Source organism: Nonomuraea sp. NPDC050783, from assembly GCF_040802095.1.
Taxonomy (GTDB): Bacteria; Actinomycetota; Actinomycetes; order Streptosporangiales; family Streptosporangiaceae; genus Nonomuraea.
Genome location: NZ_JBFAHK010000007.1, coordinates 163,897 through 185,846, shown reverse-complemented (window position 1 = coordinate 185,846; position 21,950 = coordinate 163,897). Strand labels below are relative to the sequence as shown.

Genomic DNA, 21,950 nt, shown 5'->3' with positions numbered 1-21,950 from the left:
AACGATCCGCTTGCGTGTCAGCCTCGAATTTCCCTCTAGATCGCGCCCGCCGGCCGGCCCGGCGCCCTGACCAGCACCGAAGCACGTCCCGGCCGGGACGGACGCCCTTCAGTCGCCGCTCTGCTGGATCTCCCACAACGCCGTCTCGGGGATGCCCGCCTTGACCAGCAGCTCCCAGGTGGCCATGCGGTCACGCGGATCGGCCAGCATGGCCCGCAGGAGGGGCCGCAGCCGCGCGTGATCGGCGCCGCCCTCCGCCCACAGCGCGCCGAGCGCCTGGTACATGGCCGGCGAGCGGACCGCGGCCGTGCGCACCAGCTCCTCCAGGATGGCGGCCCGGTCACGGAACGGCAGGGCCCGGCCCTCCCCCAGCGCGCGCAGCAGCAGGTCGAGCAGGCGGCGGTGGCGGGGGCCCTGGCCGGTGGCGACGGCGACGACCGCGTCGCCCATGCCGGTGGGGTCGTCGGCGCCGAGCACGACGTCCTCCACGCCGTCCTCGATCACCCGGCGCGCGGACAGCGCGGTCACCAGCCCCGTCCAGCCCTCCTCCCCGAGCTGCCCCTTCCACAGGTGGGTGAAGGAGGACCACCGCTCCAGCGAGTCGGGGCCGGGCAGCAGGGCGGAGACCCGGACCGGCTCGTCGGCCGCCGCGACGATGAGCAACGCGAGGTTCGCCGAATACGCCGCCAGCCGCCGGGCCAGCGTGTGCCGCACCGGGCGGAAGCCGGTGAAGTGGCGGCGGCCGCGCTCGTGCAGGGAGCGGCGCAGCAGCCCGGACAGCTGCTCGACGCAGCGGGCCCGCACCGCGGCCGGCACGTCGTCCAGCAGCTCGGCGACGAACGCGGCGATCGGGCCGCGCTCGGCCAGGCAGGAGTGGGAGGTGACGGCGTAGAGCAGGTCGTCATCGACGCTCTGCACCAGCGCCAGGGGCTCGTCGCCGGCCTGGGCGCGCCTGCGGTCCAGGTCGCGCAGGGCGTAGACGGCCAGCCAGGCGACCAGGAACTCGCCGAAGGTGGCGTGCAGGAAGGCGTGCCCGCCGCGGCGGACGAAGAAGAAGCGCTCGGTGGCCTTGCGCGCCCACCCGGCCCCGGCCCTCCCGCCCGCCCTTCCGCCCGCCGTCCCGCCCGCCGGGCCCGGCCTCCTCTCGTCCCCCGTCCAGTCCGCCGGGCCGTCCTCCGGCTCGTCCTCGCCGCCGTGGCACAGGGCGGGCAGGTCGCGTTCGAGCGCCTCGTCGGTGATGACCTGGCGGCCGCGGGCCAGCATGGACAGCGCCGCCGCGCCGAGCAGCACCAGCTCCTGGTCGATGAGCACCCGCCGGGCGCCGCCGGTCTCGCGCTCGGTGTAGTCGCGCAGCAGCACCTCGTACAGGCGCGAACGCTTGAGCGGCCGCGCGGCGGGATGGGTGTCGGGATGTTGCAGGGCGTTGCCGCCGGCGTCGTAGAGGGCGAGCAGGAGCAGCAGCAGCGGCAGGCGGGCCATCTCGCCGTGGGCCAGCGCGGCCTCGGCGGGCAGCGGCTTGAGGTCGCGGCGGGCCAGCAGGGCGCGGTTGGCCTGGTCCCAGACGTCCAGCCACTGGCGGACCTGGTCGTCCTCGAACGGCAGCAGCCGCAGCGCCAGCAGCCCCTCGGGGAAGCGCACCCGCTCGGCGACCACCGTGCGCCCGGTGACGATGACCGCGACCGGCCGGCCGAGCCCGGCCTCGTGCTGCTGGAACTCCTGGACCCTGGCCAGGTAGTCGTAGCGGCCGGCGCCGCCCAGCAGCAGCTCGTCGAGGCCGTCCAGGAGGATCACCGGCAGCGCGCCGCCGGCGGCCGCCACCAGGTCGGCGTACGGGACCTCCTCCTCCAGGACGGCGGCGAGGGCCTGCTCGATCTGCTCGGTGACGCCCGCCCGCGGCGCGACCCCCTGGAGGTCCACCCGGATCGGCAGGAACTCCGAGCGGGCCAGGCGGGCGGCCAGCACCTCGGTCAGCTTGGTCTTGCCCAGGCCGGGGTCGCCGAGCACCAGCAGGGGCGCCTGGGTGGCGCGCAGCGAGGTGAGGTGCCCGACCAGGAACGCCTCGGTGTCGGGCAGCAGCCGCTGGTCCTCCCACCAGCCGTCGAGCGCGGGCGAGGCGTCGCGGGTCAGCTCGGCCACCCGGCAGCGCGGGGTCAGGTAGCCCTCGCCGAGCAGCGGCAGGTAGACGTCCTCGGGCAGCTTGCCGGCCAGCAGCAGCGGCTGGTCCAGGAGGTTGGCCGCCATCCTGGCCAGGTGGACCAGGGGGCGGTCGCCGACGCGGGGCGGGGCCAGCTCGGCCAGCAGCCACGCCACCCGGGACAGGGCGGTGGACGGCTGGGGGCGCTCGGTGACCAGGCTGCGCACGCCGAACTCGTGGCTGTCCAGCGACAGCGACCGGTAGTCCTCGTCGTAGACGCGCAGGGCGTGGGCGGGCGGGCCCTCGGCGAGCAGCCGGGGCAGCAGGAGCTGGTCGTCGTGGCTCAGCTCGTCCCAGACCGGCAGGCCGGCGGCGTAACCGGCCACGGCCTCCGCCATGCGCAGATAGGCACGTTCCACGGCCTTGCGGGTCTCGGCGTAGGGCAGGTGCGGCTCGGGCGTGGGCAGGCGTTCCAGCAGCAGGGCGGCCATCAGCCGGGCGAAGCGCTCCGGCGTGGGCACGCCGCGGGAGATCTGGTCGGTGCGGTCGAGCTGCTCCAGCGTGAACGGCAGCGCGGCCTCGCCGAGGGCCCTGAAGAACGCCGTGACCACGATGACGGCGTGCGCGGCGGCCAGGCGCTGGGTGCGGGTGTGCCGGTTCACCCCGCCGCGCAGCTCGGGCAGGCGGCCGAGGACGTCCTCGCCGTAGCGGACCACGGAGGCGCGCATGTCTGCCACGCCCGTCACGAGCTGCCCGGCGCCGGCCAGCGCCCAGCCCGTACGCTCGGCCGCCGAGGCGAACCCGATCACCTTGGCCAGCCGGCCGTCCTTGCAGCCGAGGATCCTCAGGGCGTCGGCGTAGCTCGGAGTCTCGATCATGGGGCCTTCTCCCGGGGCTGGATGTCCCATCATGCGCGGCGCGCCGCGGGCGCGCAGGCGTCCCGGCGGGACGTCACCCGCCGGTCACCCTTCCTTCACGCCCGGGGGCCGCACGGCTCGGGCCTTCACCGCCTCGGCGATCTCCGGCAGGGCGGCGGGGTCCTCGATCGTGGACGGGGCGGTGTAGGAGCGGCCGTCGGCGATGTCGCGCATCGTGCCGCGCAGGATCTTGCCGGAGCGGGTCTTGGGCAGGCGGCCGACGACGACGGCCCGGCGGAAGGCGGCGACCGGGCCGATGCGCTCGCGCACCAGGGCGACCAGCTCGCGCTCCAGCTCCTCCGGGTCGCGCTCGGACCCGGCCTTCAGCACCACGAAACCGACCGGCACCTGGCCCTTGACCTCGTCGGCCACGCCGATCACCGCGCACTCGGCGACGTCGGGGTGGGCGGCGACGACCTCCTCCATCGAACCGGTGGACAGCCGGTGCCCGGCGACGTTGATGACGTCGTCGATGCGGCCCATGACGTAGAGGTAGCCGTCGGCGTCGAGGTGGCCGCCGTCGCCGGTCAGGTAGTGGCCGGGGTAGCGGTCCAGGTAGGAGGCGCGGAAGCGGGCCTCGTCGCGGTAGAGGGCGGGCAGGGCGCCGGGCGGCAGCGGCAGCTTGACGGTGACCGCGCCCTCGACACCGGGCGGGCAGTCGTCGCCGGCGGCGTCCAGGACGTGCACGTCCCAGCCGGGGACGGGCTTGGTCGGGCTGCCGGGCCTGATCGGCAGGGTCTCGATGCCGACGCAGTTGGCGGCGACGGGCCAGCCGGTCTCGGTCTGCCACCAGTGGTCGATGACCGGGATGCCGAGCAGGTCGTGGGCCCAGTGGTAGGTGTCGGGGTCGAGGCGCTCGCCGGCGAGGAAGAGGTGCCGCAGCCCGGACAGGTCCCACTTCCTGGCGAAACTTCCGGAGGGGTCCTCCTTCTTGATGGCGCGGATCGCGGTCGGCGCGGTGAACAGCGTGCGCACGCCGTGCGTGGCCACCACCCGCCAGTACGCGCCGGGGTCGGGGGTGCCGACCGGCTTGCCCTCGTACAGGACGGTGGTGCAGCCGGCCAGCAACGGGGCGTAGACGATGTAGGAGTGGCCGACCACCCAGCCCACGTCGGAGGCCGCCCAGAAGACCTCGCCGGGCGCGGCGCCGTAGACGTTGGCCATGCTCCAGTGCAGCGCGACGGCGTGGCCGCCGTTGTCGCGCAGCACGCCCTTGGGCGAGCCGGTGGTGCCGGAGGTGTAGAGGACGTAGAGCGGGTCGGTGGCGGCCACGCTCACGCAGGGGGCCGGCTCGGCGGCGCGCACGGCCTCGGCCCAGTCGAGGTCGCGGCCCTCGGTCAGCGCGGCCGGCGCCTGCGGGCGCTGCACGATCACGCACCGGTCGGGCCGGTGGGCGGCCTGCTCCAGCGCGGCGTCCAGCAGCGGCTTGTACGCCACCACCCGGCTCGGCTCGATGCCGCACGAGGCGGACAGCACCACCTTGGGCCGGGCGTGATCGACGCGCACCGCCAGCTCCCGGGCGGCGAACCCGCCGAACACCACCGAGTGCACCGCCCCGATGCGCGCGCAGGCCAGCATCGCGATCACGGCCTCGGGCACCATCGGCATGTAGATGACCACGGTGTCGCCGGCGGACACGCCGAGCCCGCGCAGCATGCCCGCGGCCCGCGCGACCTCGTCGAGCAGCTCGGCGTAGGTGTGGACGCGCACGGTGCCGGTGACCGGGCTGTCGTGGATCAGCGCCGGCTGCCCGCCGCGACCGGCCGCCACGTGCCGGTCGAGCGCGTTGTGGCAGGTGTTGAGCCGCCCGTCGGGGAACCAGCGGCCGTCGCCGCCGAGGATCGTGGCCGGGGCCACGTCCCACTCGACGCCGCGGGCCGCCTCGGCCCAGAACTCCTCGGGATGCCGGATGCTGCGCCGGTAAGCCTCTTCGTAAGCGCCCACTTGTCGATCAGACCAGCGCCGGCCGGATGGCGCAAGATGTTCGGTGGACGATGATCTGATCCTTTCCGTGGTGATGGGGTCGCGGGCGTACGGGCTGGACACCGGCGCCTCCGACACCGACCGGCGGGGCGTGTTCGCCGCGCCGACGGCGGCCTTCTGGCGGCTGGACAAGCCGCCCACGCACCGCGACGGGCCGCTGCCCGAGCAGTTCTCGTGGGAGGTGGAGCGGTTCTGCCGGCTGGCGCTGGAGGCCGACCCCACCGTGCTGGAGTGCCTGTGGTCGCCGCTGGTGGAGGTGGCCACCCCGGCCGGACTGCGGCTGCGGGAGCTGCGCGGCACGGCGAGCCGCTGGTCCAGGTGGGCCGCACCGGGAGCGGCTGCTGGCGGTCAGGAGGGGCGAGCTGCCGTGGCCGGAGGTGGACGCCTGGCGGGCCGCCCTGGTGGCGGAGCCGGCCGCCGCCGGGCCCGGCGTGCCGCCGGCCTCCACCTCATGCGTACCGGGGAGCTGGAGGCCGATCTGACGCGGCTGTACGGGTACGGGCCGGCGTACCTGCCGGAGCTGGTGGCGGCGAAGCGGGAGGCCGAGCACGCCCCCGCTCCGCCGGTGCCGGGGCTGGCGGCGGACGCGCTGCACGACCTGGTGCTGGGCGCCCGCCTGGCCGGTCGCTGAGCCGGTCGCTGAGCCCTTCGGGCGGGGCTCAGCCCGCGGTCCGCGGCAGCAGGGCCGCGGCGTCGTCCGGGCCGAACTCGATGCCGAAGGTGTCGCGCAGGGTGGCCCGCAGCTCCTCCGCGCCGGTCAGCGGCAGGTGGTCCTCGATGCGCAGCCGCGCGTGCGGGGTGGTGCGCTGGACGAGCAGGTGGTGGCGGAACGGCGAGTGCGGGAACCGGGAGACGTAGAAGTTGGCCACCTCGAAGTCGCTCGGCAGGTGCGGCTCCCCGGGCCGGAAGGCGTACAGCTCGGCGTCCGGGGTGTGCAGCACCCAGTGGTCGTCGTCGCGGCCGAGCCGCCACTTCCAGGGCCCAGCCTCCAGCGTGGCGCCGTCCTCCAGCGGCATCGGCTCCACCAGCCCGTCGCCGCCGAACCCCACGTCGGCCAGCCAGGTGCGGCCGTCCGCGGCCACGGTGAGCGTGGCGTGGGTGCGTGGCAGGTGGCGGCGGCCGAACCGGATGCGGGCCAGGTGGCGGGTCACCGGGAAGCCGAGGCGTTCCAGGGCGGCGGCGAACAGCAGGTTGTGCTCGTGGCAGTAGCCGCCCCGCCCGCCGGTCACCAGCTTGTCCTGCAGGCTGCCGAGGTCGAGGGCGATGTCCCGGCCGAGGAGCACGTCCAGGTTCTCGAAGGGGATCGCCTGGACGTGCGCCCGGTGCACGGCGCGCAGCGTGGCGGCCGTCGGGACGCGGGGGCCGTCGTACCCGATCCGGGCCAGGTAGGCGTCGAGGTCGAGCTTCTCCCTGTCCCAGGTCATGTGATCAACAGTCATGCGGTCAACAATGCCGGGTACGGCGGCCCGCGCGCATCCCGGGGCGCCCGGGCTCAGGCGTCCGGAGCGGCCGACAGGACGAGCCGGACGGCGAAGACGCGGTAACCGGCCCGCTCGAACGCCCTGGCCATCGGGATGTTGCCGCGGTCGGTGTCGGCGACGACGCGCTGGACGCCCCGCTCGGCGTGGAAGCGGGTGATCTCGGCGAGCAGGTCGTCCACGTAGCCGTTGCCGCGGTGCTCGGGCACGACGCCGAGGTAGCCGACGACGGGGCCGGCGTTGTTGGCCGACGGCAGCGCGACGCCCACCAGGGACCCGTCGGCGGCCGAGTACGCCAGCCGCCACCACGACCGGTCGCCCGGCATCTGCCGGTACTCGGCGACGTCCTGGCGCGCCTGGGCCAGGGGGTCCGTGGCGCGCAGGGCGAGCCGGGTGGCGTGGTCGAGCGTCCCCTCGGCCACCCGGCGGAACGCCTCGGCGAAGACCTCGTCGTCGTCATCGCCGCGCAGGACGAGCCGCCCGGACGGCTCGGGCACGGCCTCGTCCGAGGTCCAGGCGAAGCGCAGGCGCTCCAGCTCGTCGGTGAGCCCGGCCCTGGCGACGGCCTCCCTGCGCCAGGCGAGCCCGGCGAGGGCCTTGGGGTCCTCGCGCCAGTCGCCGGTCAGGAACACGTGGTACGCCGGCCGCGCCCCGAACGCGGCGTGCGCGCGCTCCAGCAGCTCGGCCGCCGTCGCGACGCGGTCGGGGACCGAGGGGTGGACGTAGACGCAGTCGAGCGCGTACGGCTCGCCGCCGGGGAAGCCCCACCAGACGGCGCGGGCGAGGACCTCGCCGGAATCCTCGTCGAGGGCCAGCCAGATGTGGTCGTAACGGTAGTTGCCGCTCTCCAGGAACGACAGCAGGCGCTCGGGATGCGCCCAGCTCACGGACTCGTCGACGACGCAGCCCAGCAAGCGGTCCAGATCGCCGTCGACCGCAGGACGGAAATGCACGATTCCTCCGAGAAGGGGAAGTGGGCGCCATGAGCGCCCGGAACGGTGCCGAACATAACAGCGCCTCCCTTCTTCCGACTTTTCGGCGTCAGCGGGTCACCCTAACGCACAGAACGCGGAAGGATGGCCCAGTGAGTTCCCACGAGAGTTCCCACGACAGCTCCCACGCCGGCTCCCCCGACAGTTCCCACGACAGCTCCCCCGACGGCTCCCCGGGTGGCTCCCCGGATGACGAGACGCTGCCCCTGCAGCCGCCCATCCGGCTGCCCGGCGAGGCCACGCTGGCCGCGGCCGTGCGCGCCGCCCCGCTGGCGGAGGAGCTGAGACCGGAGGGCGACGACGCCGAGGTGCTGGCCGCCTGGGCGGACCACTGCCGGGAGCGGCTGGCCGCCGACGAGGGGCTGCTGGTGGAGCTCATCCGGCTGTTCCTGTCGCGGGAGGCGGTCAAGGGCGAGGTGCCGCCGGTGCTGGCGGAGCTCGGGCTGGTCCGGACGGCGGAGCCGTACACGCTGAGCTGGCTCGGCCTGTGGGCGGCGCGGCTGATCATCGCCGACACCACCGGCCAGGAGATCCCCGTCATGGGGTCGCTCGCGGACGCCGACGCGGCGGCGCTGCTGCACGGCCTGCGCTCCTACCCCGAGGCCGAGCGCGACGAGGAGCTGGCGGGGTGGCTGCGGGGCCGCGACCGCGAGGAGGCGATCGCCGAGCTGGCCGCGGCGCTGGGCACGGTGAGCCCGCTGAGCCGGGCGGTGGGCGTGGAGCTGCTGTCGTCCGCCTTCGGCGACGAGGGGCGGCACGCGCTGCTGCGGCTGCTGGAGGAGCCGAAGCTGGGCGCGGTGATCGCGGCCAGGACGGCGAACCCGCAGCGCCAGCCGGTGCCGGAGGAGATCGCGTGGGTGCTGGTGGACATGGCGGCGGCGCTGCTGGAGTTCGGGGATGCGCCGGGCGAGGTGATCAAGTCCATCGCGATGGGGATGAACTCCGAGGAGCAGGCCGGGACGATCGCGCTCCTGGCGTTCGGGGACCATCCGTGGACCGGGCGGGTGCTGCGGGTCTTCATCGACCACCATCCGGACGAGCGGATCGTGGCGGCGGCCAGGAAGGCGCTGCGCCGGCTGCGCGGCCTGTCGGACTTCCGGGCATGATCCAGGCATGATCGGGGCGTGATCGGGGCGTGATCGGGAGGCCGCTGATCGCGGTAGAGTCGGCTCGGTGACGAAGCATACGATCTCCCAGCAGAACAGCATCCTCGGTGAGGCGTTCGCCTGCGAGTGCGGCGTCATCCTCGGTGGCCGCATGACGGCCGAGCTGCACGCCGCCGAGAACAACCTGTGCTCGGTCTGCCTCGGCTCGGCCGAGGAGGAGATCGCGCCGGGCCTGGCGCGCGGCTGTCCGGCCTGCGCGGGCAGCGGGCGGCGCAAGGAGCAGATCACCTGGCAGCTCGCCTACGCCGAGGCCGAGAACCTGATCACGATGAGCGTGGTACGCGGCATCGTGGCGCGCTTCGACGGGCCGTTCCACCTGTCGGAGATCGCCGACACGGTGCGGGCCGGGCTCGGCCTGCCCGCGGGGCGGCTGCCGGTGGGGCCGCGGGTGCGCGACCTGCTGCTGCAGCTCCAGGCGGCGGGCGAGATCGCCATGTTGTCGGCGCCGGACGAGATGCTCGGCAGCGACATGGTGCTCTACCGCGACCCGCGCTGGCAGCGCGCCCGCACCCTCGGCCTCTGACCGCCCCCAAGGCCCCGCGCGCCGAGGGCCGCTACGCGCGGCAGACGATCTCGCCGTGCAGGACGGACAGCCAGCCGTCCCCGGCCGCCGCCCACTTCCGCCAGCCGTCCGAGATGCGCCGCAGGTCGGCCTCCGTGGCCGCGCCGGTGGCCAGCGCCTGCCCGGCCATCGCGGAGCTCAGGACGCGCTCGGCCCACATGCCGCCCCACCAGGCGCGGTCCTCGGGCGTGGCGAAGCACCAGGTGGAGGAGGTGGCGGTGACGTCCTCGAAGCCCGCGGCGCGGGCCCACGACAGCAGCCGCCGCCCGGCGTCCGGCTCGCCGCCGTTGCCCCGCGCGACGCGCTGGTAGAGGTCCAGCCACTCGTCCAGCTCGGGCAGCAGCGGCCACCAGGTGAAGGCGGCGTAGTCGCTGTCGCGGACGGCGACGTAACCGGTGGGCTTGGTCACCCGGCGCATCTCGCGCAGCGCCCGTACGGGGTCGCCGACGTGCTGCAGCACCTGGTGGGCGTGGACCACGCAGAACGTGTCGTCCTCGAACGGCAGGTCGTGCACGTCGGCGACGGCGAAGTCCACGTTGGCCGCGCCGCGGGCGGCGATCTCTGCCCTGGCCAGCTCCAGCGCGTCCGCGGTGACCTCCGACGCCGTCACGTGCCCCACCAGGCCGGCCAGGTCGGCGGTGATCGTGCCGGGCCCGCTGCCCACGTCCAGGACCTTCATGTGCGGCTTGAGGTGCGGCAGCAGGTAGCCCGCCGAGTTCTCCGCGGTACGCCAGCGGTGCGAGCGCAGCACCGACTCGTGGTGCCCGTGGGTGTATACGGCGTTCGCCGAACCGTCCATCGTCAACTCCTTCGTTCGCCTCGGATGCCGCAACCCTAGCGCGAGTCTCACCATTCAAGAGAAAATGTCTTGAATAGTGAGACATGAGTCTGGTGAGCCTACACTTGACGCGGCACAGAGGCGTTCGGAAGGAAACCGCGGGGAGAGGCCCCGCCTGCCGACCGAGCGCCGCGAGCAGGTGTCTGCCGCCTGCCAGGAGACACGATCCGCGATAGCGGACAAATAGCCGCTATAGTGGAGGAATGACGGGCGAAGGGGTGCTGTCCAGCGGGCTGTCCATGGCCGAGCTGGGGCGGCGGGTCCGCGGCGAGCGCCGGGCACGCGGGTTGTCCATCGAGCGGCTGGCCGAGCTGAGCGGCATCAGCCGCAGCATGGTCTCCGACGTCGAGCGCGGCGCCAGGACACCGACCGTGCTGGTGCTCGACCGGCTGGCCACGGCGCTCGGCACGTCCATCGCCCGGCTGCTGGACGAGCCGGCGCACGGCGCGATGCGGGTGCTGCGCCACGCCGAGCAGCGGGTGCTGCGCGACCCCTCGGGCTGGGAGCGGCGGGTGTTGTCGCCGGTGCTCGGGGACGTGGAGTTCGAGTTCATGCGCACGACCATCGGGCCGGGCGTGGACGCGGGCGAGTTCGCGCCGCACGCGCCGGGGTCGCGGGAGTACCTCGCGGTCGAGCGCGGCACGCTGCGGCTGACGATCGACGGGCGGCCGTACGCGCTGGAGGCCGGCGACTCGGCATACTACCCGGGCGACTGCCGCCACGCCTTCGCCAACGACGGCGACGCCGACTGCGTCTACTACCTCGCGATGCAGCTCGGCGCCCCCGGGCACCACGAACCACCACGGAAGGAACAGCTCGATGACTGACCTGCGCGCCGCCGGTGAGCAGGCCGCCGCCCTCGTGGCCGGCCACCTCGCGGAGGTCCCCGCCGGCCCGGTCTGGCAGCCGGTCCCCGACGCGGAGCGCGCCTGGCTGAGCGGCCAGGAGCTGCCCGAGGACGGCCGGCCCCTCGCCGACCTGCTCGCCGACGTCCGCGCGCACGTGCTGCCGCACCCGATGGGCAACGGCCACCCGCGCTTCTTCGGCTGGGTCAACTCCCCGCCCAACCCGGCGGGCGTGCTCGTCGAGCCGCTGGCCGCCGCGCTCGACCCGAGCTGCGCGGGCGGCGACCACGCCGGGCCGCACCTGGAGCGGGCGGTGGTGCGCTGGCTGGCGGAGCTGGTGGGCTTCCCGCACCCGCCCGGCGGCGGGCTGCTGACCAGCGGGGCGTCCATGGCCACGATCGTCTGCCTGGCCAGTGCCCGGCAGCGGGCCGCGCTCGCCGACGGGTGGGACGCCCGCGAGGAGGGGCTGGCCGGGCGGCCGCCGTTCGTCCTGTACCTCACCGAGGAGGGGCACAGCTGCCTGCACAAGGCGGCCCAGCTCCTCGGGCTCGGCGCGCGGAACGTGCGGGCCGTGCCGGTGGACTCCGCGTACCGGATGGACGTGGCCGCGCTGCGCGCGATGGTGGCCGAGGACCTGGCGGCCGGGCGGCGGCCGTTCTGCGTGGCGGGCAGCGCCGGCACCGTCAACTCCGGCGCGGTGGACCCCCTCGACGCGATCGCGGACGTGGCGGCCGAGTACGGGCTGTGGTTCCACGTGGACGGCGCCTACGGCGCGCTCGGCGTGCTCGCCGGGGGCGCGGCGCCGCACTACGCGGGGCTGGAGCGGGCCGACTCGCTCGCCCTCGACCCGCACAAGTGGCTCGGCGTGCCGGTCGGCTGCGGGTGCGCGCTGCTGCGCGATCCGGCGGCGGCGCGGGCCGCGTTCAGCCTGGTGCCGTCGTACCTGGTGGACGACAACGCGGGCGAGCTGGGCTGGTTCGCCGAGTACGGGCCGGAGCAGACCCGCCCGTTCCGGGCGTTGAAGACGTGGGCCACCCTGTCGTCCCTGGGCCGGTCCGGCGTGGTGCGGCTGGTCGAGCACACGACGGGCCTGGCCAGGACGCTGGCCGCCATGGTCGAGCAGGCCGGCGACTTCGAGCTGCTGGCCCCGGTGACCACCTCGATCACCGCCTTCCGGCACACCCCGCGCGCCGGCGGGCTGGACGCGCTCAACCGGGCCATCCCGGCCGCGGTGCAGGCGCGCGGGAACGCGTTCCTGACCGGCACCCGGCTCGGCGGCCGGGACGCGTTGCGCGCCTGCTTCCTGCACCCCGACACCACGGAGCGTGATCTGGAGATCCTGCTCGACGAGATCCGCCTGGCGGCCAAGGCCCTGTAGGCGAGCGGGCCGCCCGCCGGGTGAGTCCTCCAGCCGGCCGGGTAGGGGTCGCCTGACGACATCCGACCGACAGGAGGATCTCCCATGGCGAGGACCGTGGCAGAGGTGATGACGAGGGACCCGGCGGCGATCGAGGCCGAGCAGCCGGTGTCCGTCGCGGCGGCGCTGATGCGCGACAACGACGCGGGCGCCGTGATCGTCAACGACAACGGGCGCGTGCTCGGCATCGTCACCGACCGTGACATCGCGGTGCGGGTGGTGGCCGACGACAAGGACCCGCGGACGCCGGTCCGCGAGGCGTGCAGCGCCGACGTCGAGGCCGTCGGCCCGGACACCAGCATCGAGCAGGCCGTGCAGCTCATGCGCGCGCACGCCGTGCGCCGCCTGCCGGTCGTCGAGGACGGCCGGGCGGTCGGCATCGTCAGCATCGGCGACCTGGCGATGGAGCGCGACTCCGACTCGGCGCTGGCCGACATCTCGGCCGCCGAGGGCAACCGCTGACGCGGGGCCGCCCGACGCAGGGCCGCCCGACGCGGGGCCGCCGACCGCCCGGAACTGTCGGACCCGGAACTGTCGGGCGCGGCCGCTAACGTGACCTCCGTGGTCACAGTCGAGGACGTGCGGCGCTTCGCCGCGACCCTTCCGCGCTCGTCGGAGCACCTGATCCGCGACCGCGTCAAGTTCCGGGTGGGCAGGATCGTCTACGTGGCGTTCTCCCGCGACGAGACGCTGATGGGCTTCGGGTTCCCGAAGGAGGAACGCGAAGCCCTGGTGGCGTCGGAGCCGACCAAGTTCCAGTTACCGCGCGAGTCCGACCTGCGCTTCAACTGGGTGGTGGCGCGCACGGACGCGCTCGACGTGCCGGAGATGCGCGAGCTGGTGCTGGAGGCGTGGCGGATGTGCGTGCCGAAGAAGGTCCGCGCCGAGCAGGAGCGCCTGTCCATCGCCCGGCCAGCCCCGTAGCCCTACCCCGCTGCCACCGTCCCGCAGCCCCGTCCCCGCCGTCACCACCCGTGCGGCCCGCGGGGTCAGGTGGTCATGGCGAGGCGGTCGAGCCCCAGGGCGCTGACGAGCAGGCGTTCCTTGTGGTTGCCGAGCAGGCGGGCCGTCCAGTCGGTGAACCCGCCGTCACCCACCTCCGCCCCGCCCGCGTACACCTTGAAGCACAGCCCGGTGTAGTACCCCCGCCCGCTCCTCCGCCCCGGGTCCGGGGTGCCGCCGAGGCCGGCCGCCACGCGCTCGTACCGCTCGTCGAGGACCGTGACCCGCATCTCGGGCTCCCCCGCCCCGCACGCGCGCACCGCGTCGGCCAGGACGGCCAGGTGCTCGGCCGCGTGCTGCCGCTCGAAGGCCAGGTCGCCGGTGTCGCGACCGGCGGTCACCAGCGCGAACAGGGTGAAGTGGGCGAAGCGCGCGGCGCCCTCGACGTGCTGGGCCCGCACGACGCGCTGCACGGCCGCCAGCCGCACCGGCTCCGCACCGCCCGCGGCGCGGCGGCGCAGCGCCGCCTCCAGGGCGAGGGCGTTGGTGGGGTCGGCGGCGACCTCGCCGTTCCTGATGGTGGAGACGACCTTGTTCTGGTCCACGGTGGCCGGCACGGAGCAGGTGCCGAGCGGCGCCACCGGCGAGAGCACGACCGGCTCGAAGGCGGCCGGCAGCGCCGACAGCGCGGCGTCCTCGGCCCGCCGCAGGTCGCGGAAGGGGATCGCGGCCGGGGCGGCGAAGCGGTCGTGCCCGTAACGGCGCAGCACGTCGGCGGGCGTGAGCGAGCCGGCCCGCCGCCGCATGACCTCCAGCAGCAACGTGGTGAGATCGGATCCGGACAGCCGCTCGGCCAGGACGTCGAGGACGCCGGGGCCGCCCGCGCCGCGCAGGACGCGGTCGAGTGCGTTCGTTCGCTTCGCCATCCTCCATCCCTATCGGTCCGCCGCCGGGCCGGGCGAGCGGTTTTCCGCGCGGCGGCTCAGGAGGTCACGTCGCGGTAGAGGCCCCTGGCGATGGCGGTGATGCGCTTGACGGAGGCGCTCCACGTGCCGCCGGCCGGGTGCGCGGTCAGCACCGCCATGACGTACCGCTCCCCCTTGCCGACCAGGCCGGTGGTGTGCAGCACGGGGCGGCCGTAGTCGGGGACGCCGGAGCCGGTGGAGCGCTGGGCGATCCAGGATACGGGGGCGCCGAGGGCCTTGGCGTCCCTGCACCGGGTGGGCGGCGTGGCGCCGAACCCGGACCAGCCCTGCTTGACGGCGTACGGCCGCGGCACGGCGTCGGGGATGCCGAAGGTCTGGTCGAAGCCGTCGGTGCCGCAGGGGGCGGCCTGGCGCAGGTGGCCGAGGATGGTGTCGCGGACCCGGGCGTCGGCGGTGTCGAGCAGGTAGCGGTAGGTGCGGACGATGTCGTACGCGCTGAGCGAGGTGTAGCCCCAGAAGCCGGGCTGGGACGCGGGCGGCGGCGCGGTGTCGGACAGGCCGAGCTTGCGCGCCATCCGCACGATGATCCGCCCCTTGCCGCCCCGGTCCCAGAACGCCGAGGCCGCGTCGTCGTCGCTGGCCCGCAGCATGACCTTCAGCAGGGCGGCGTCCTCCCGGGGCACGCTCGCGCGCCGCTCCAGGTAGTCGATGGCGATGAGGATCTTCACCACTGACGCCGAGCGGTACTTGCGGTGGGCGTTGCGCGCCGCGACGAACCTGCCCGCCTGCCGGTCGAAGACCACCCAGGCGGCCGTGGTGCCGGCCGGCACCCGGGGCGGCCCCGCCGTGGCGAGGGCGGGCGGGGCGAGCACGGCGAGGGGGGCGGCGAGGAGCGGGACGGCCACCGCCACGGCCGCGAAGGGCTTGATGCGCATCCGCCTATAACTACCAGATTCCCGTGGCGCACTCTTGACCCGCCAACGCAAGCGGGTATAAACACAGGGGAAACCACATCGAAACGGCGGTGAACCAACATCATGTACGCCGAGGAGCGGCAGCAGGAGATCCTGCGCAGGGCGCGCACCGCGGGTCGCGTCGACGTGGTGACGCTGGCCGCCGAGCTCGACGTGACCACCGAGACGATCCGCCGCGACCTGACGGCGCTGGAGCGGGCGGGCGTGCTGCGCCGGGTGCACGGGGGTGCGATCCCCGTCGAGCGGCTCGGCTTCGAGCCCGCGCTGGCCGCCCGCGACGAGGTGATGACGGCCGAGAAGGAGCGCATCGCCAAGGCGGCGCTGGCCGAGCTGCCCGAGGACGGCTCGGTCATCATCGACGCCGGCACCACCACGGGCCGCCTGGTGCAGGTGCTGCCCGCCGACCGTGAGCTGACCGTCGTGGTCAACTCGCCGCCGCTGGCCACGGCCCTGGCCGCGCGGGCCAACCTGCACGTGATCGTGCTGGGCGGGCGGCTGCGCGGCAAGACCCTGGCGACGGTGGACGACTGGGCGCTGCGCCCGCTGGAGCACCTCAACGTGGACGTGGCGTTCATGGGCACCAACGGCTGCTCGCTGGAGCGCGGCCTGACCACGCCCGACCCGGCCGAGGCGGCGATCAAGCGGGCCATGGTGCGGGCGGCGCAGCGCAGCGTGCTGCTGGCCGACCACACGAAGTTCTCCAACACCTACCTGGCCACGTTCGCCGAACTGGGCGAGATCGACGTGGTGGTCAGCGACGCCGGGCTGGACCCCGCGCTGGCCGCCGACGTGGCCGCGGCCGGGCCGGAGGTGATCCGGGCGTGATCCTGACGCTGACGCTCAACCCGAGCCTGGACCGCACGATCGAGATCGCCTCGCTGGACCGGGGCGCGGTGATCCGGGCCGCCGCCGCCCGCCTCGATCCCGGCGGCAAGGGCGTGAACGTCTCGCGCGCGCTGCTGGCCAACGGCGTGGCCTCGCGGGCGGTGGTGCCGTTCGGCGGGGACGAGGGCCGCCAGCTCGTACGCCTGCTGGCCGCCGAGGGCCTGGACATGGTGACCGTGCCGGTGGCGGGACGGACCCGGTCGAACGTCACGCTGGCCGAGCCGGACGGCACCATCACCAAGATCAACGAGCCGGGCACCGCGCTGTCGCCCGCCGAGCTGGACACGATCGCCGACGCCGTCCTCGCCGCCGCCCAGCCGGACTGGGTGGTCGCCTCCGGCAGCCTGCCGCCCGAGGTGCCCGCCGACGTCTACGCCCGGCTGTGCCACCGGTTCGCCGAGGCGGGCATCCGGGTCGCGGTCGACACCAGCGGCCCGGCGCTGTCGTGCGCGCTGGGCGCGGCGCCCGCCCTGGTCAAGCCCAACCTGGAGGAGCTGGGCCAGGCCACCGGCCGTCCCCTGGCCCGCCTCGGCGACGTCGTGGCGGCCGCGGGCGCGCTGCGGGCGGCCGGCGCGCGCACGGTGCTGGCCAGCCTGGGCGCCGACGGCGCCGTGCTGGTCGAGGAGTGCGGCGTCTGGCACGGCCGGGCGCCCGTCGCCGGGCCGCGCAGCGCGGTCGGCGCGGGCGACGCCATGCTGGCCGGTTTCCTCGCCGCCGGCGGGCGGGGCCCCGAGGCGCTGGCGGGCGCGCTGGCCTGGGGCGCCGCCGCCGTCCTGCTGCCCGGCAGCCGCATGCCGGGCCCCTCCGACATCGACCCGGCGCCCGTGGTGGTCGGCCCGCCCGACCCCGACCGGCCGCTCGCCGTGCCCTTCCCCGCTCCCCCGATCGCCTCCCCGATCACCCCAGCACCCGCTCCTCTGACTCAGCACGGCTGAACCACTGCTCAACCCCCCGAAGGAGCAAGCCCATGGCCGACACCTACACACCTCCGGTCACCGGCACCGGCGTCAAGGCCACGATCCAGCGCGTCGGCGGCTACCTGGCCGGAATGATCATGCCCAACATCGGGGCGTTCATCGCCTGGGGCCTGATCACCGCGTTGTTCATCCCGACCGGCTGGCTGCCCAACGAGAGCCTGGGCAAGATGGTCGGCCCGATCATCTCGACCCTGCTGCCGGTCCTCATCGCCTACACGGGCGGGCGGATGGTGCACGGGCAGCGCGGGGCGGTCGTCGGCGCGGTGGCGGTGATGGGCGTCGTGGTGGGCACGGACGCGCCGATGTTCCTCGGCGCGATGATCATCGGCCCGCTCACCGCCCTGATCCTGAAATATGTGGACAAGTTCACGCAGGAGCGGACCCGGGCCGGGTTCGAGATGCTGGTGGACAACTTCTCCGCCGGCATCGTGGGCGCCGCGATGGCCGTGGTCGGCTTCCTCGCCATCGGGCCCGTCGTGCAGGCGATCACCACGGCCGCCGGCAACGCCGTCGAGTGGCTGATCACCAACAACCTGCTGCCGGTCGCCTCGCTGCTCATCGAGCCGGCCAAGGTGCTGTTCCTCAACAACGCCATCAACCACGGCGTGCTCAGCCCGCTGGGCGTGGCCGAGGCGGCCCAGACCGGCAAGTCGATCCTGTTCATGCTGGAGTCCAACCCCGGTCCCGGGCTGGGGCTGCTGCTGGCGTACCTGCTGTTCGGGCCGCGCGCGCTGCGGCCGAGCACGCCCGCCGCGATGATCATCCACTTCTTCGGCGGCATCCACGAGATCTACTTCCCGTACGTGCTCATGAAGCCGCGCCTCATCGCGGCCGTCATCCTGGGCGGCGCGGCCGGGGTGTTCACGTTCATGGTCACCGGGGCGGGCCTGGTCGCCACCCCGTCGCCGGGCAGCATCTTCGCCTACCTCGCCGTCACGCCCCGGGGCGGCTGGCTCGCCTCCAGCCTGGGCATCCTCGTCGCCGCCGCCGTGTCGTTCGCCGTCGCCGCCGTCCTGCTGGGCTTCGGCAGGGGCGAGAAGAAGGAGGACGAGGAGACCTCCGGCGGCGACGCCGGGACCGTTGCCCCCGAACCCGTCACCACCAAGGAGGCCTGAGCCATGGCCGGCATCGACAGCAAGGACATCCACAAGATCATCGTCGCCTGCGACGCCGGGATGGGCAGCAGCGTGATGCTCGCCTCCCAGCTCCGCAAGCAGCTCAAGGACAGCGGCGTGACCGTGGAGCACACCCCGGTCGACTCCATCCCGGACGACGCCGACGTGGTGCTCTGCCACGCGGGCCTGGCCGCCCGCGCCCGGGCCGCCGCGCCGGGGAAGGCGCTGGTGCCGTTCCAGATCTTCCTCGGCGACCCGGCCGTGGCCCGGCTGGTGAACGCGATCAAGAGCGGCGGCGTCGTCGATGCGTGAGGACCTGCTCGACCCCCGCGCGGTGCTGCTGCACGAGAGCGCCCCCGACCGCGAGTCGGCCGTGCGCCGCTGCGGCCGGGCACTGCTGGAGGTGGGGGCGGTCACGCCGGCGTACGGGGAGGCGATGCTCGAACGCGAGCGCTCCCTCTCCACCTACGTCGGCGAGGGGGTCGCCATCCCCCACGGGACGAACGCCTCCAAGGACGACATCCTGCGCGACGCGCTGTGCTTCGTGCGCTTCCCGGACGGAGTGGACTGGGACGGCGAGCGGGTCACGGTGTGCGTCGGCATAGCCGCCCGCGACGGCGGGCACGTTCCCCTGCTGGCGGCGCTGGCCGAGATCCTGCTCGATCCGGAACGCGCCCGGACACTGCGCGAGGCCACGGAGGTGGCGCAGGTGATGAAGGAGCTGACGTCGTGAAGGTCGCGAGATTCCACGCCCCCGGCGACATCAGGATCGAGGAAGCGCCCGAGCCGGTCGCCGGGCCCGGCGAGCTGAAGATCCGGGTGCGCAACTGCTCGACCTGCGGCACCGACGCCAAGATCTACAAGTTCGGGCACCACCACATCGTGCCGCCCCGGGTGATGGGCCACGAGATCGCCGGGGAGGTCGTCGACAGCGGCGCCCGGGTGCAGGTCATCGCGGCGATCCCGTGCGGGTCGTGCGCCGAGTGCCTGCGGGGCCGCCTGACGGTCTGCCCCAACCAGGAGTCGATGGGCTACCACTACGACGGCGGTTTCGCCGAGTACCTGATCGTCCCGGCGAAGGTGCTGGCCGTCAACGGCGTCAACGCCATCCCGGAGAACGTCGGCTTCGCCGAGGCGTCGGTCGCCGAGCCGCTGGCGTGCGTGCTCAACGGCCAGGAGCTGGCGCGGGTCGGCCCCGGCGACGACGTGGTGGTCATGGGCGCGGGCCCGATCGGCTGCCTGCACGTACGGCTGGCGCGGGCACGCGGCGCGGCCCGGGTGTTCCTCGTGGACGTCAACGCCGAGCGGCTGGCGATGGCCGCCGAGCTGGTACGGCCGGACGCCGCGATCGACTCCGACCCGGTCGCGCAGGTGCTCAAGCTGACCGGCGGCCGGGGCGCGGACGTGGTCGTCACCGCCGCCGCGTCGGGCGCGGCCCAGGAGCAGGCGGTGCGCATGGCGGCCCGGCAGGGGCGGATCAGCTTCTTCGGCGGGCTGCCGAAGGACGACCCGGTCATCGCGCTGGACGCCAACCTGGTGCACTACCGCGAACTGACCATCGTCGGCGCGAACGGCTCCAGCCCCGCCCACAACGCCGCCGCGCTGCGGCTGGTGTCGGAGGGCGCGGTGCCGGTGGCCGACCTCATCACCCACCGGCTGCCGCTGCCGCGCGTGCTCGACGGGATCGACCTCGTCAGCCGGGGCGCGGCCATCAAGGTCACCATCGAACCCTGACATCTGGAGGCTTTCGTCATGGCACAGCGAACGGTGGCCGTGGCCTCGGCCAGCGGTCTGCACGCCCGTCCCGCCAAACTGTTCGTGCAGGAGGCGGCGCGGCTGGGGGTGCCGGTGACGGTGCGGCTCGGCGACAAGGCCGTGCCCGCCCGGAGCATGCTGGGGGTGTTGTCCCTGGGGGCCGTGCGGGGCACGGAGGTGACCCTGGAGGCGGACGGCCCGGGGGCCGAGGAGGCCCTGGACGCGCTGGCGGCCCTGCTCTCCCGCGACCTGGACACGGAGGAGGCCCTGGATGCCTGACCCGTCCCCTTCCACCGGCAACCAGCCAGGCGACCGGGCGGGTGGCTGGGAGGGGGCGCGGGGGCGGATTGCCGGGGTCGGGGTCAGCCAGGGGCGGGCGGCGGGGCCGCTGGTGCGGATGGCCGGGCCGCCGCGGCTGCCCGCGCCGCGCCCGGTGACGGATCCCGAGGCCGAGGCGGCGACGGTCGCCAGGGCCCTGGAGGCGGTGGCCGCCGACCTCAACCGGCGCGCCGCCGCCGCCCGTACGGCAGCCGCAGCCGCGACGGCGAGGGAAGCGTCCGCACCGGGGAAAGGCCCCCTGCCCGGAGCCGGACCGACCGGGGACGTGCCGGCCGGAGCCGCGGCGAGGGACGGAGCCGCGGCGGGGGACGAGGCGGCGGAGATCCTTGAGGCCCTGGCGATGATTGCCGACGACCCGCTGCTGCGCGAGGAGGCCGAGAGCCGTGCCAGGGGCGGCGCGGACGCGGCCCACGCCCTGGAGGCCGCCTTCACCGGTCACCGCGACACCCTGGCCGCCCTGGGCGGCTACCTGGCCGAGCGCGCCGCCGACCTCGACGACCTCAAGCACCGGGCGGTGGCCGCAGCCCTCGGCCTGCCCGTGCCGGGCCTGCCCGACCCCGGCCACCCGTACGTGCTGGCCGCCGCGGACCTCTCCCCCGCCGACACCGCCGGCCTGGGCCCGGACGTGCTGGCGCTGGTCACCGAGCGGGGCGGCCCCACCAGCCACACCGCGATCCTGGCCCGCGCCCGCGGCCTGCCCGCCGTGGTCGCCTGCCCCGCCATCGCGGACGTCCCGGACGGCACGCTCGTCGGCGTGGACGGCGTCACCGGCGAGGTCGCCGTCGGCCTCACCCCCGAGCGGGCGGCCGAGGTCATGGAGCGCGACCGCGCCGAGCGGGCCAGGCTGGCCGCCGCCACCGGCCCCGGCAGGACCGCCGACGGCCACCCGGTGGCGCTGCTGCTCAACGTCGGCTCGGCCGCCGACCTGCGCCCGGGCGCGGAGGGCGTGGGCCTGTTCCGCACGGAGTTCCTGTTCCTGGGCCGCAGGCAGCCGCCGTCGCCGGAGGAGCAGGAGGCGGCCTACGCCGAGGTGTTCGCGGCCGCCGGCGGCCCGGTGATCGTCCGCACGCTGGACGCCGGCAGCGACAAGCCCCTCCCCTTCCTGGGCCTGCCGGAGGAGCCGAACCCGGCGCTGGGCGTGCGCGGCCTGCGCGTGGACCGCCTGCTGCCCGGCGTCCTGGACGCCCAGCTCGCCGCGATCGCCGCGGCGGCCCGCGCGACCGGGGCGGACGTGCGGGTCATGGCGCCGATGGTGACGACGGTGGCGGAGGCGGCCGGTTTCGCCCGCCGCGCCCGGGCCGCGGGCATCGCGCGGGCGGGCGTGATGGTCGAGGTCCCCGCCGCCGCGCTGCGGGCCGCCGAGCTGCTGCGCGAGGTGGACTTCCTCAGCCTCGGCACCAACGACCTGGCCCAGTACACCTTCGCCGCCGACCGCCAGCACTCCGCCCTGGCCGACCTGCTCGATCCGCGCCAGCCCGCCCTGCTGCGGCTGGTGGAGTGGTGCGCCGCCGCGGGCCGGGAGGCGGGCAAGCCGGTGGGGGTGTGCGGCGAGGCGGCGGGCGACCCGGCCGTCGCGCCGCTGCTGGCGGGCCTGGGCGTGACGAGCCTGTCCATGGCCTCGTCCTGCGTCCCCCTGGTGCGCGAGGCCCTGGCGGGGCTGACGCTGGAGGAGTGCCGCGAGCGGGCGCGCGCCGCGCTCGCCTGA

22 protein-coding genes are annotated in these 21,950 nt (G+C 74.9%); 15 read left to right on the top strand and 7 right to left on the bottom strand.

Going from position 1 to position 21,950, the window contains the following annotated elements; translation table 11 throughout:
- Window positions 1–108: 108 nt before the first annotated feature.
- On the bottom strand, window positions 109–3,012 hold the full coding sequence (locus tag AB0H75_RS21080; RefSeq protein WP_367798526.1) for an NACHT domain-containing NTPase: 2,904 nt from the start codon (window positions 3,010–3,012) through the stop codon (window positions 109–111).
- An 84-nt stretch (window positions 3,013–3,096) separates the two neighbouring features.
- The gene (locus tag AB0H75_RS21075) at window positions 3,097–4,995 is read right to left on the bottom strand and encodes a propionyl-CoA synthetase (RefSeq protein WP_367798524.1); all 1,899 of its coding nucleotides are present in this window, start codon (window positions 4,993–4,995) and stop codon (window positions 3,097–3,099) included.
- Between the two features lie 43 nt (window positions 4,996–5,038).
- Between AB0H75_RS21075 and AB0H75_RS21070 the strand changes: the two genes are divergently transcribed.
- Window positions 5,039–5,665, top strand: a complete 627-nt coding sequence (locus tag AB0H75_RS21070) for a nucleotidyltransferase domain-containing protein (protein WP_367798522.1) — start codon at window positions 5,039–5,041, stop codon at window positions 5,663–5,665.
- Between the two features lie 28 nt (window positions 5,666–5,693).
- On the opposite strand, the gene AB0H75_RS21065 is transcribed toward AB0H75_RS21070, so the two are convergent.
- Together AB0H75_RS21065 and AB0H75_RS21060 are read right to left on the bottom strand one after the other, a co-directional pair.
- Window positions 5,694–6,473 carry an arylamine N-acetyltransferase gene (locus AB0H75_RS21065; RefSeq protein WP_367798520.1) on the bottom strand — a complete coding sequence of 260 codons (780 nt, stop codon included), beginning with the start codon at window positions 6,471–6,473 and terminating at the stop codon, window positions 5,694–5,696.
- Between the two features lie 53 nt (window positions 6,474–6,526).
- Complete coding sequence (locus AB0H75_RS21060; protein ID WP_367798518.1) at window positions 6,527–7,465, bottom strand: GNAT family N-acetyltransferase; 939 nt, start codon at window positions 7,463–7,465, stop codon at window positions 6,527–6,529.
- 131 nt (window positions 7,466–7,596) lie between these two features.
- Here AB0H75_RS21060 and AB0H75_RS21055 point away from each other — a divergent pair, with 131 nt between their 5' ends.
- On the top strand, window positions 7,597–8,610 hold the full coding sequence (locus AB0H75_RS21055; protein WP_367798516.1) for a hypothetical protein: 1,014 nt from the start codon (window positions 7,597–7,599) through the stop codon (window positions 8,608–8,610).
- A 67-nt stretch (window positions 8,611–8,677) separates the two neighbouring features.
- The gene (locus AB0H75_RS21050) at window positions 8,678–9,193 is read left to right on the top strand and encodes a hypothetical protein (RefSeq protein WP_367798514.1); all 516 of its coding nucleotides are present in this window, start codon (window positions 8,678–8,680) and stop codon (window positions 9,191–9,193) included.
- A gap of 31 nt (window positions 9,194–9,224) precedes the next feature.
- Here AB0H75_RS21050 and AB0H75_RS21045 read toward each other — a convergent pair whose 3' ends face one another.
- Complete coding sequence (locus tag AB0H75_RS21045) at window positions 9,225–10,031, bottom strand: class I SAM-dependent methyltransferase (protein ID WP_367798512.1); 807 nt, start codon at window positions 10,029–10,031, stop codon at window positions 9,225–9,227.
- Window positions 10,032–10,273: 242 nt separating this feature from the next.
- Between AB0H75_RS21045 and AB0H75_RS21040 the strand changes: the two genes are divergently transcribed.
- The 4 genes from AB0H75_RS21040 to AB0H75_RS21025 all read left to right on the top strand — a co-directional run bounded on the left by AB0H75_RS21040 (window position 10,274) and on the right by AB0H75_RS21025 (window position 13,256).
- Window positions 10,274–10,897, top strand: coding sequence for a helix-turn-helix domain-containing protein (locus AB0H75_RS21040; protein ID WP_367798510.1), 624 nt, complete (start codon window positions 10,274–10,276; stop codon window positions 10,895–10,897).
- A complete protein-coding gene (locus AB0H75_RS21035; RefSeq protein WP_367798508.1) occupies window positions 10,890–12,293 on the top strand; it encodes an aspartate aminotransferase family protein in 1,404 nt (467 codons plus the stop codon). The genes AB0H75_RS21040 and AB0H75_RS21035 overlap by 8 nt, the downstream gene beginning before the upstream one ends.
- 84 nt (window positions 12,294–12,377) lie before the next feature.
- Window positions 12,378–12,794, top strand: coding sequence for a CBS domain-containing protein (locus AB0H75_RS21030; RefSeq protein ID WP_367798506.1), 417 nt, complete (start codon window positions 12,378–12,380; stop codon window positions 12,792–12,794).
- 99 nt (window positions 12,795–12,893) lie between these two features.
- Window positions 12,894–13,256, top strand: a complete 363-nt coding sequence (locus AB0H75_RS21025) for an MmcQ/YjbR family DNA-binding protein (RefSeq protein WP_367798504.1) — start codon at window positions 12,894–12,896, stop codon at window positions 13,254–13,256.
- A gap of 65 nt (window positions 13,257–13,321) precedes the next feature.
- Here AB0H75_RS21025 and AB0H75_RS21020 read toward each other — a convergent pair whose 3' ends face one another.
- Window positions 13,322–14,200, bottom strand: a complete 879-nt coding sequence (locus AB0H75_RS21020) for a hypothetical protein (protein ID WP_367798502.1) — start codon at window positions 14,198–14,200, stop codon at window positions 13,322–13,324.
- A gap of 56 nt (window positions 14,201–14,256) precedes the next feature.
- Window positions 14,257–15,135, bottom strand: a complete 879-nt coding sequence (locus AB0H75_RS21015; RefSeq protein ID WP_367798500.1) for a hypothetical protein — start codon at window positions 15,133–15,135, stop codon at window positions 14,257–14,259.
- Window positions 15,136–15,237: 102 nt separating this feature from the next.
- Between AB0H75_RS21015 and AB0H75_RS21010 the strand changes: the two genes are divergently transcribed.
- Genes AB0H75_RS21010 through ptsP form a run of 8 tightly spaced genes read left to right on the top strand, consistent with a single transcriptional unit; the run spans window position 15,238 to window position 21,950 of the window.
- The gene (locus AB0H75_RS21010; protein ID WP_367798498.1) at window positions 15,238–15,999 is read left to right on the top strand and encodes a DeoR/GlpR family DNA-binding transcription regulator; all 762 of its coding nucleotides are present in this window, start codon (window positions 15,238–15,240) and stop codon (window positions 15,997–15,999) included.
- Window positions 15,996–16,994, top strand: a complete 999-nt coding sequence (pfkB, locus tag AB0H75_RS21005; RefSeq protein ID WP_367798496.1) for a 1-phosphofructokinase — start codon at window positions 15,996–15,998, stop codon at window positions 16,992–16,994. The genes AB0H75_RS21010 and pfkB overlap by 4 nt, the downstream gene beginning before the upstream one ends.
- Window positions 16,995–17,026: 32 nt before the next feature.
- A complete protein-coding gene (gene mtlA, locus AB0H75_RS21000) occupies window positions 17,027–18,151 on the top strand; it encodes a mannitol-specific PTS transporter subunit IIC (RefSeq protein WP_367798495.1) in 1,125 nt (374 codons plus the stop codon).
- A 3-nt stretch (window positions 18,152–18,154) separates the two neighbouring features.
- Complete coding sequence (locus tag AB0H75_RS20995; protein ID WP_367798493.1) at window positions 18,155–18,463, top strand: PTS lactose transporter subunit IIB; 309 nt, start codon at window positions 18,155–18,157, stop codon at window positions 18,461–18,463.
- A complete protein-coding gene (locus tag AB0H75_RS20990; RefSeq protein WP_367798491.1) occupies window positions 18,456–18,884 on the top strand; it encodes a PTS sugar transporter subunit IIA in 429 nt (142 codons plus the stop codon). The genes AB0H75_RS20995 and AB0H75_RS20990 overlap by 8 nt, the downstream gene beginning before the upstream one ends.
- A complete protein-coding gene (locus AB0H75_RS20985; RefSeq protein ID WP_367798489.1) occupies window positions 18,881–19,885 on the top strand; it encodes a zinc-dependent dehydrogenase in 1,005 nt (334 codons plus the stop codon). The genes AB0H75_RS20990 and AB0H75_RS20985 overlap by 4 nt, the downstream gene beginning before the upstream one ends.
- An 18-nt stretch (window positions 19,886–19,903) precedes the next feature.
- Window positions 19,904–20,185, top strand: coding sequence for an HPr family phosphocarrier protein (locus AB0H75_RS20980; RefSeq protein ID WP_367798487.1), 282 nt, complete (start codon window positions 19,904–19,906; stop codon window positions 20,183–20,185).
- The gene (gene ptsP, locus AB0H75_RS20975; RefSeq protein WP_367798485.1) at window positions 20,178–21,950 is read left to right on the top strand and encodes a phosphoenolpyruvate--protein phosphotransferase; all 1,773 of its coding nucleotides are present in this window, start codon (window positions 20,178–20,180) and stop codon (window positions 21,948–21,950) included. The genes AB0H75_RS20980 and ptsP overlap by 8 nt, the downstream gene beginning before the upstream one ends.

What these genes read in the sequence shown, in the direction of transcription:
- AB0H75_RS21040 (WP_367798510.1), top strand. Translation starts at nt 10,274, where the DNA reads ATGACGGGCGAAGGGGTGCTGTCCAGCGGGCTGTCCATGGCCGAGCTG.
- AB0H75_RS21065 (WP_367798520.1), bottom strand. Translation starts at nt 6,473, where the DNA reads ATGACTGTTGATCACATGACCTGGGACAGGGAGAAGCTCGACCTCGAC.
- AB0H75_RS20980 (WP_367798487.1), top strand. Translation starts at nt 19,904, where the DNA reads ATGGCACAGCGAACGGTGGCCGTGGCCTCGGCCAGCGGTCTGCACGCC.
- ptsP (WP_367798485.1), top strand. Translation starts at nt 20,178, where the DNA reads ATGCCTGACCCGTCCCCTTCCACCGGCAACCAGCCAGGCGACCGGGCG.
- AB0H75_RS20990 (WP_367798491.1), top strand. Translation starts at nt 18,456, where the DNA reads ATGCGTGAGGACCTGCTCGACCCCCGCGCGGTGCTGCTGCACGAGAGC.
- mtlA (WP_367798495.1), top strand. Translation starts at nt 17,027, where the DNA reads ATGGCCGACACCTACACACCTCCGGTCACCGGCACCGGCGTCAAGGCC.
- AB0H75_RS21045 (WP_367798512.1), bottom strand. Translation starts at nt 10,031, where the DNA reads ATGGACGGTTCGGCGAACGCCGTATACACCCACGGGCACCACGAGTCG.
- AB0H75_RS21015 (WP_367798500.1), bottom strand. Translation starts at nt 15,135, where the DNA reads ATGCGCATCAAGCCCTTCGCGGCCGTGGCGGTGGCCGTCCCGCTCCTC.
- AB0H75_RS20995 (WP_367798493.1), top strand. Translation starts at nt 18,155, where the DNA reads ATGGCCGGCATCGACAGCAAGGACATCCACAAGATCATCGTCGCCTGC.
- AB0H75_RS21080 (WP_367798526.1), bottom strand. Translation starts at nt 3,012, where the DNA reads ATGATCGAGACTCCGAGCTACGCCGACGCCCTGAGGATCCTCGGCTGC.
- AB0H75_RS21010 (WP_367798498.1), top strand. Translation starts at nt 15,238, where the DNA reads ATGTACGCCGAGGAGCGGCAGCAGGAGATCCTGCGCAGGGCGCGCACC.
- AB0H75_RS21030 (WP_367798506.1), top strand. Translation starts at nt 12,378, where the DNA reads ATGGCGAGGACCGTGGCAGAGGTGATGACGAGGGACCCGGCGGCGATC.
- AB0H75_RS21035 (WP_367798508.1), top strand. Translation starts at nt 10,890, where the DNA reads ATGACTGACCTGCGCGCCGCCGGTGAGCAGGCCGCCGCCCTCGTGGCC.
- AB0H75_RS21020 (WP_367798502.1), bottom strand. Translation starts at nt 14,200, where the DNA reads ATGGCGAAGCGAACGAACGCACTCGACCGCGTCCTGCGCGGCGCGGGC.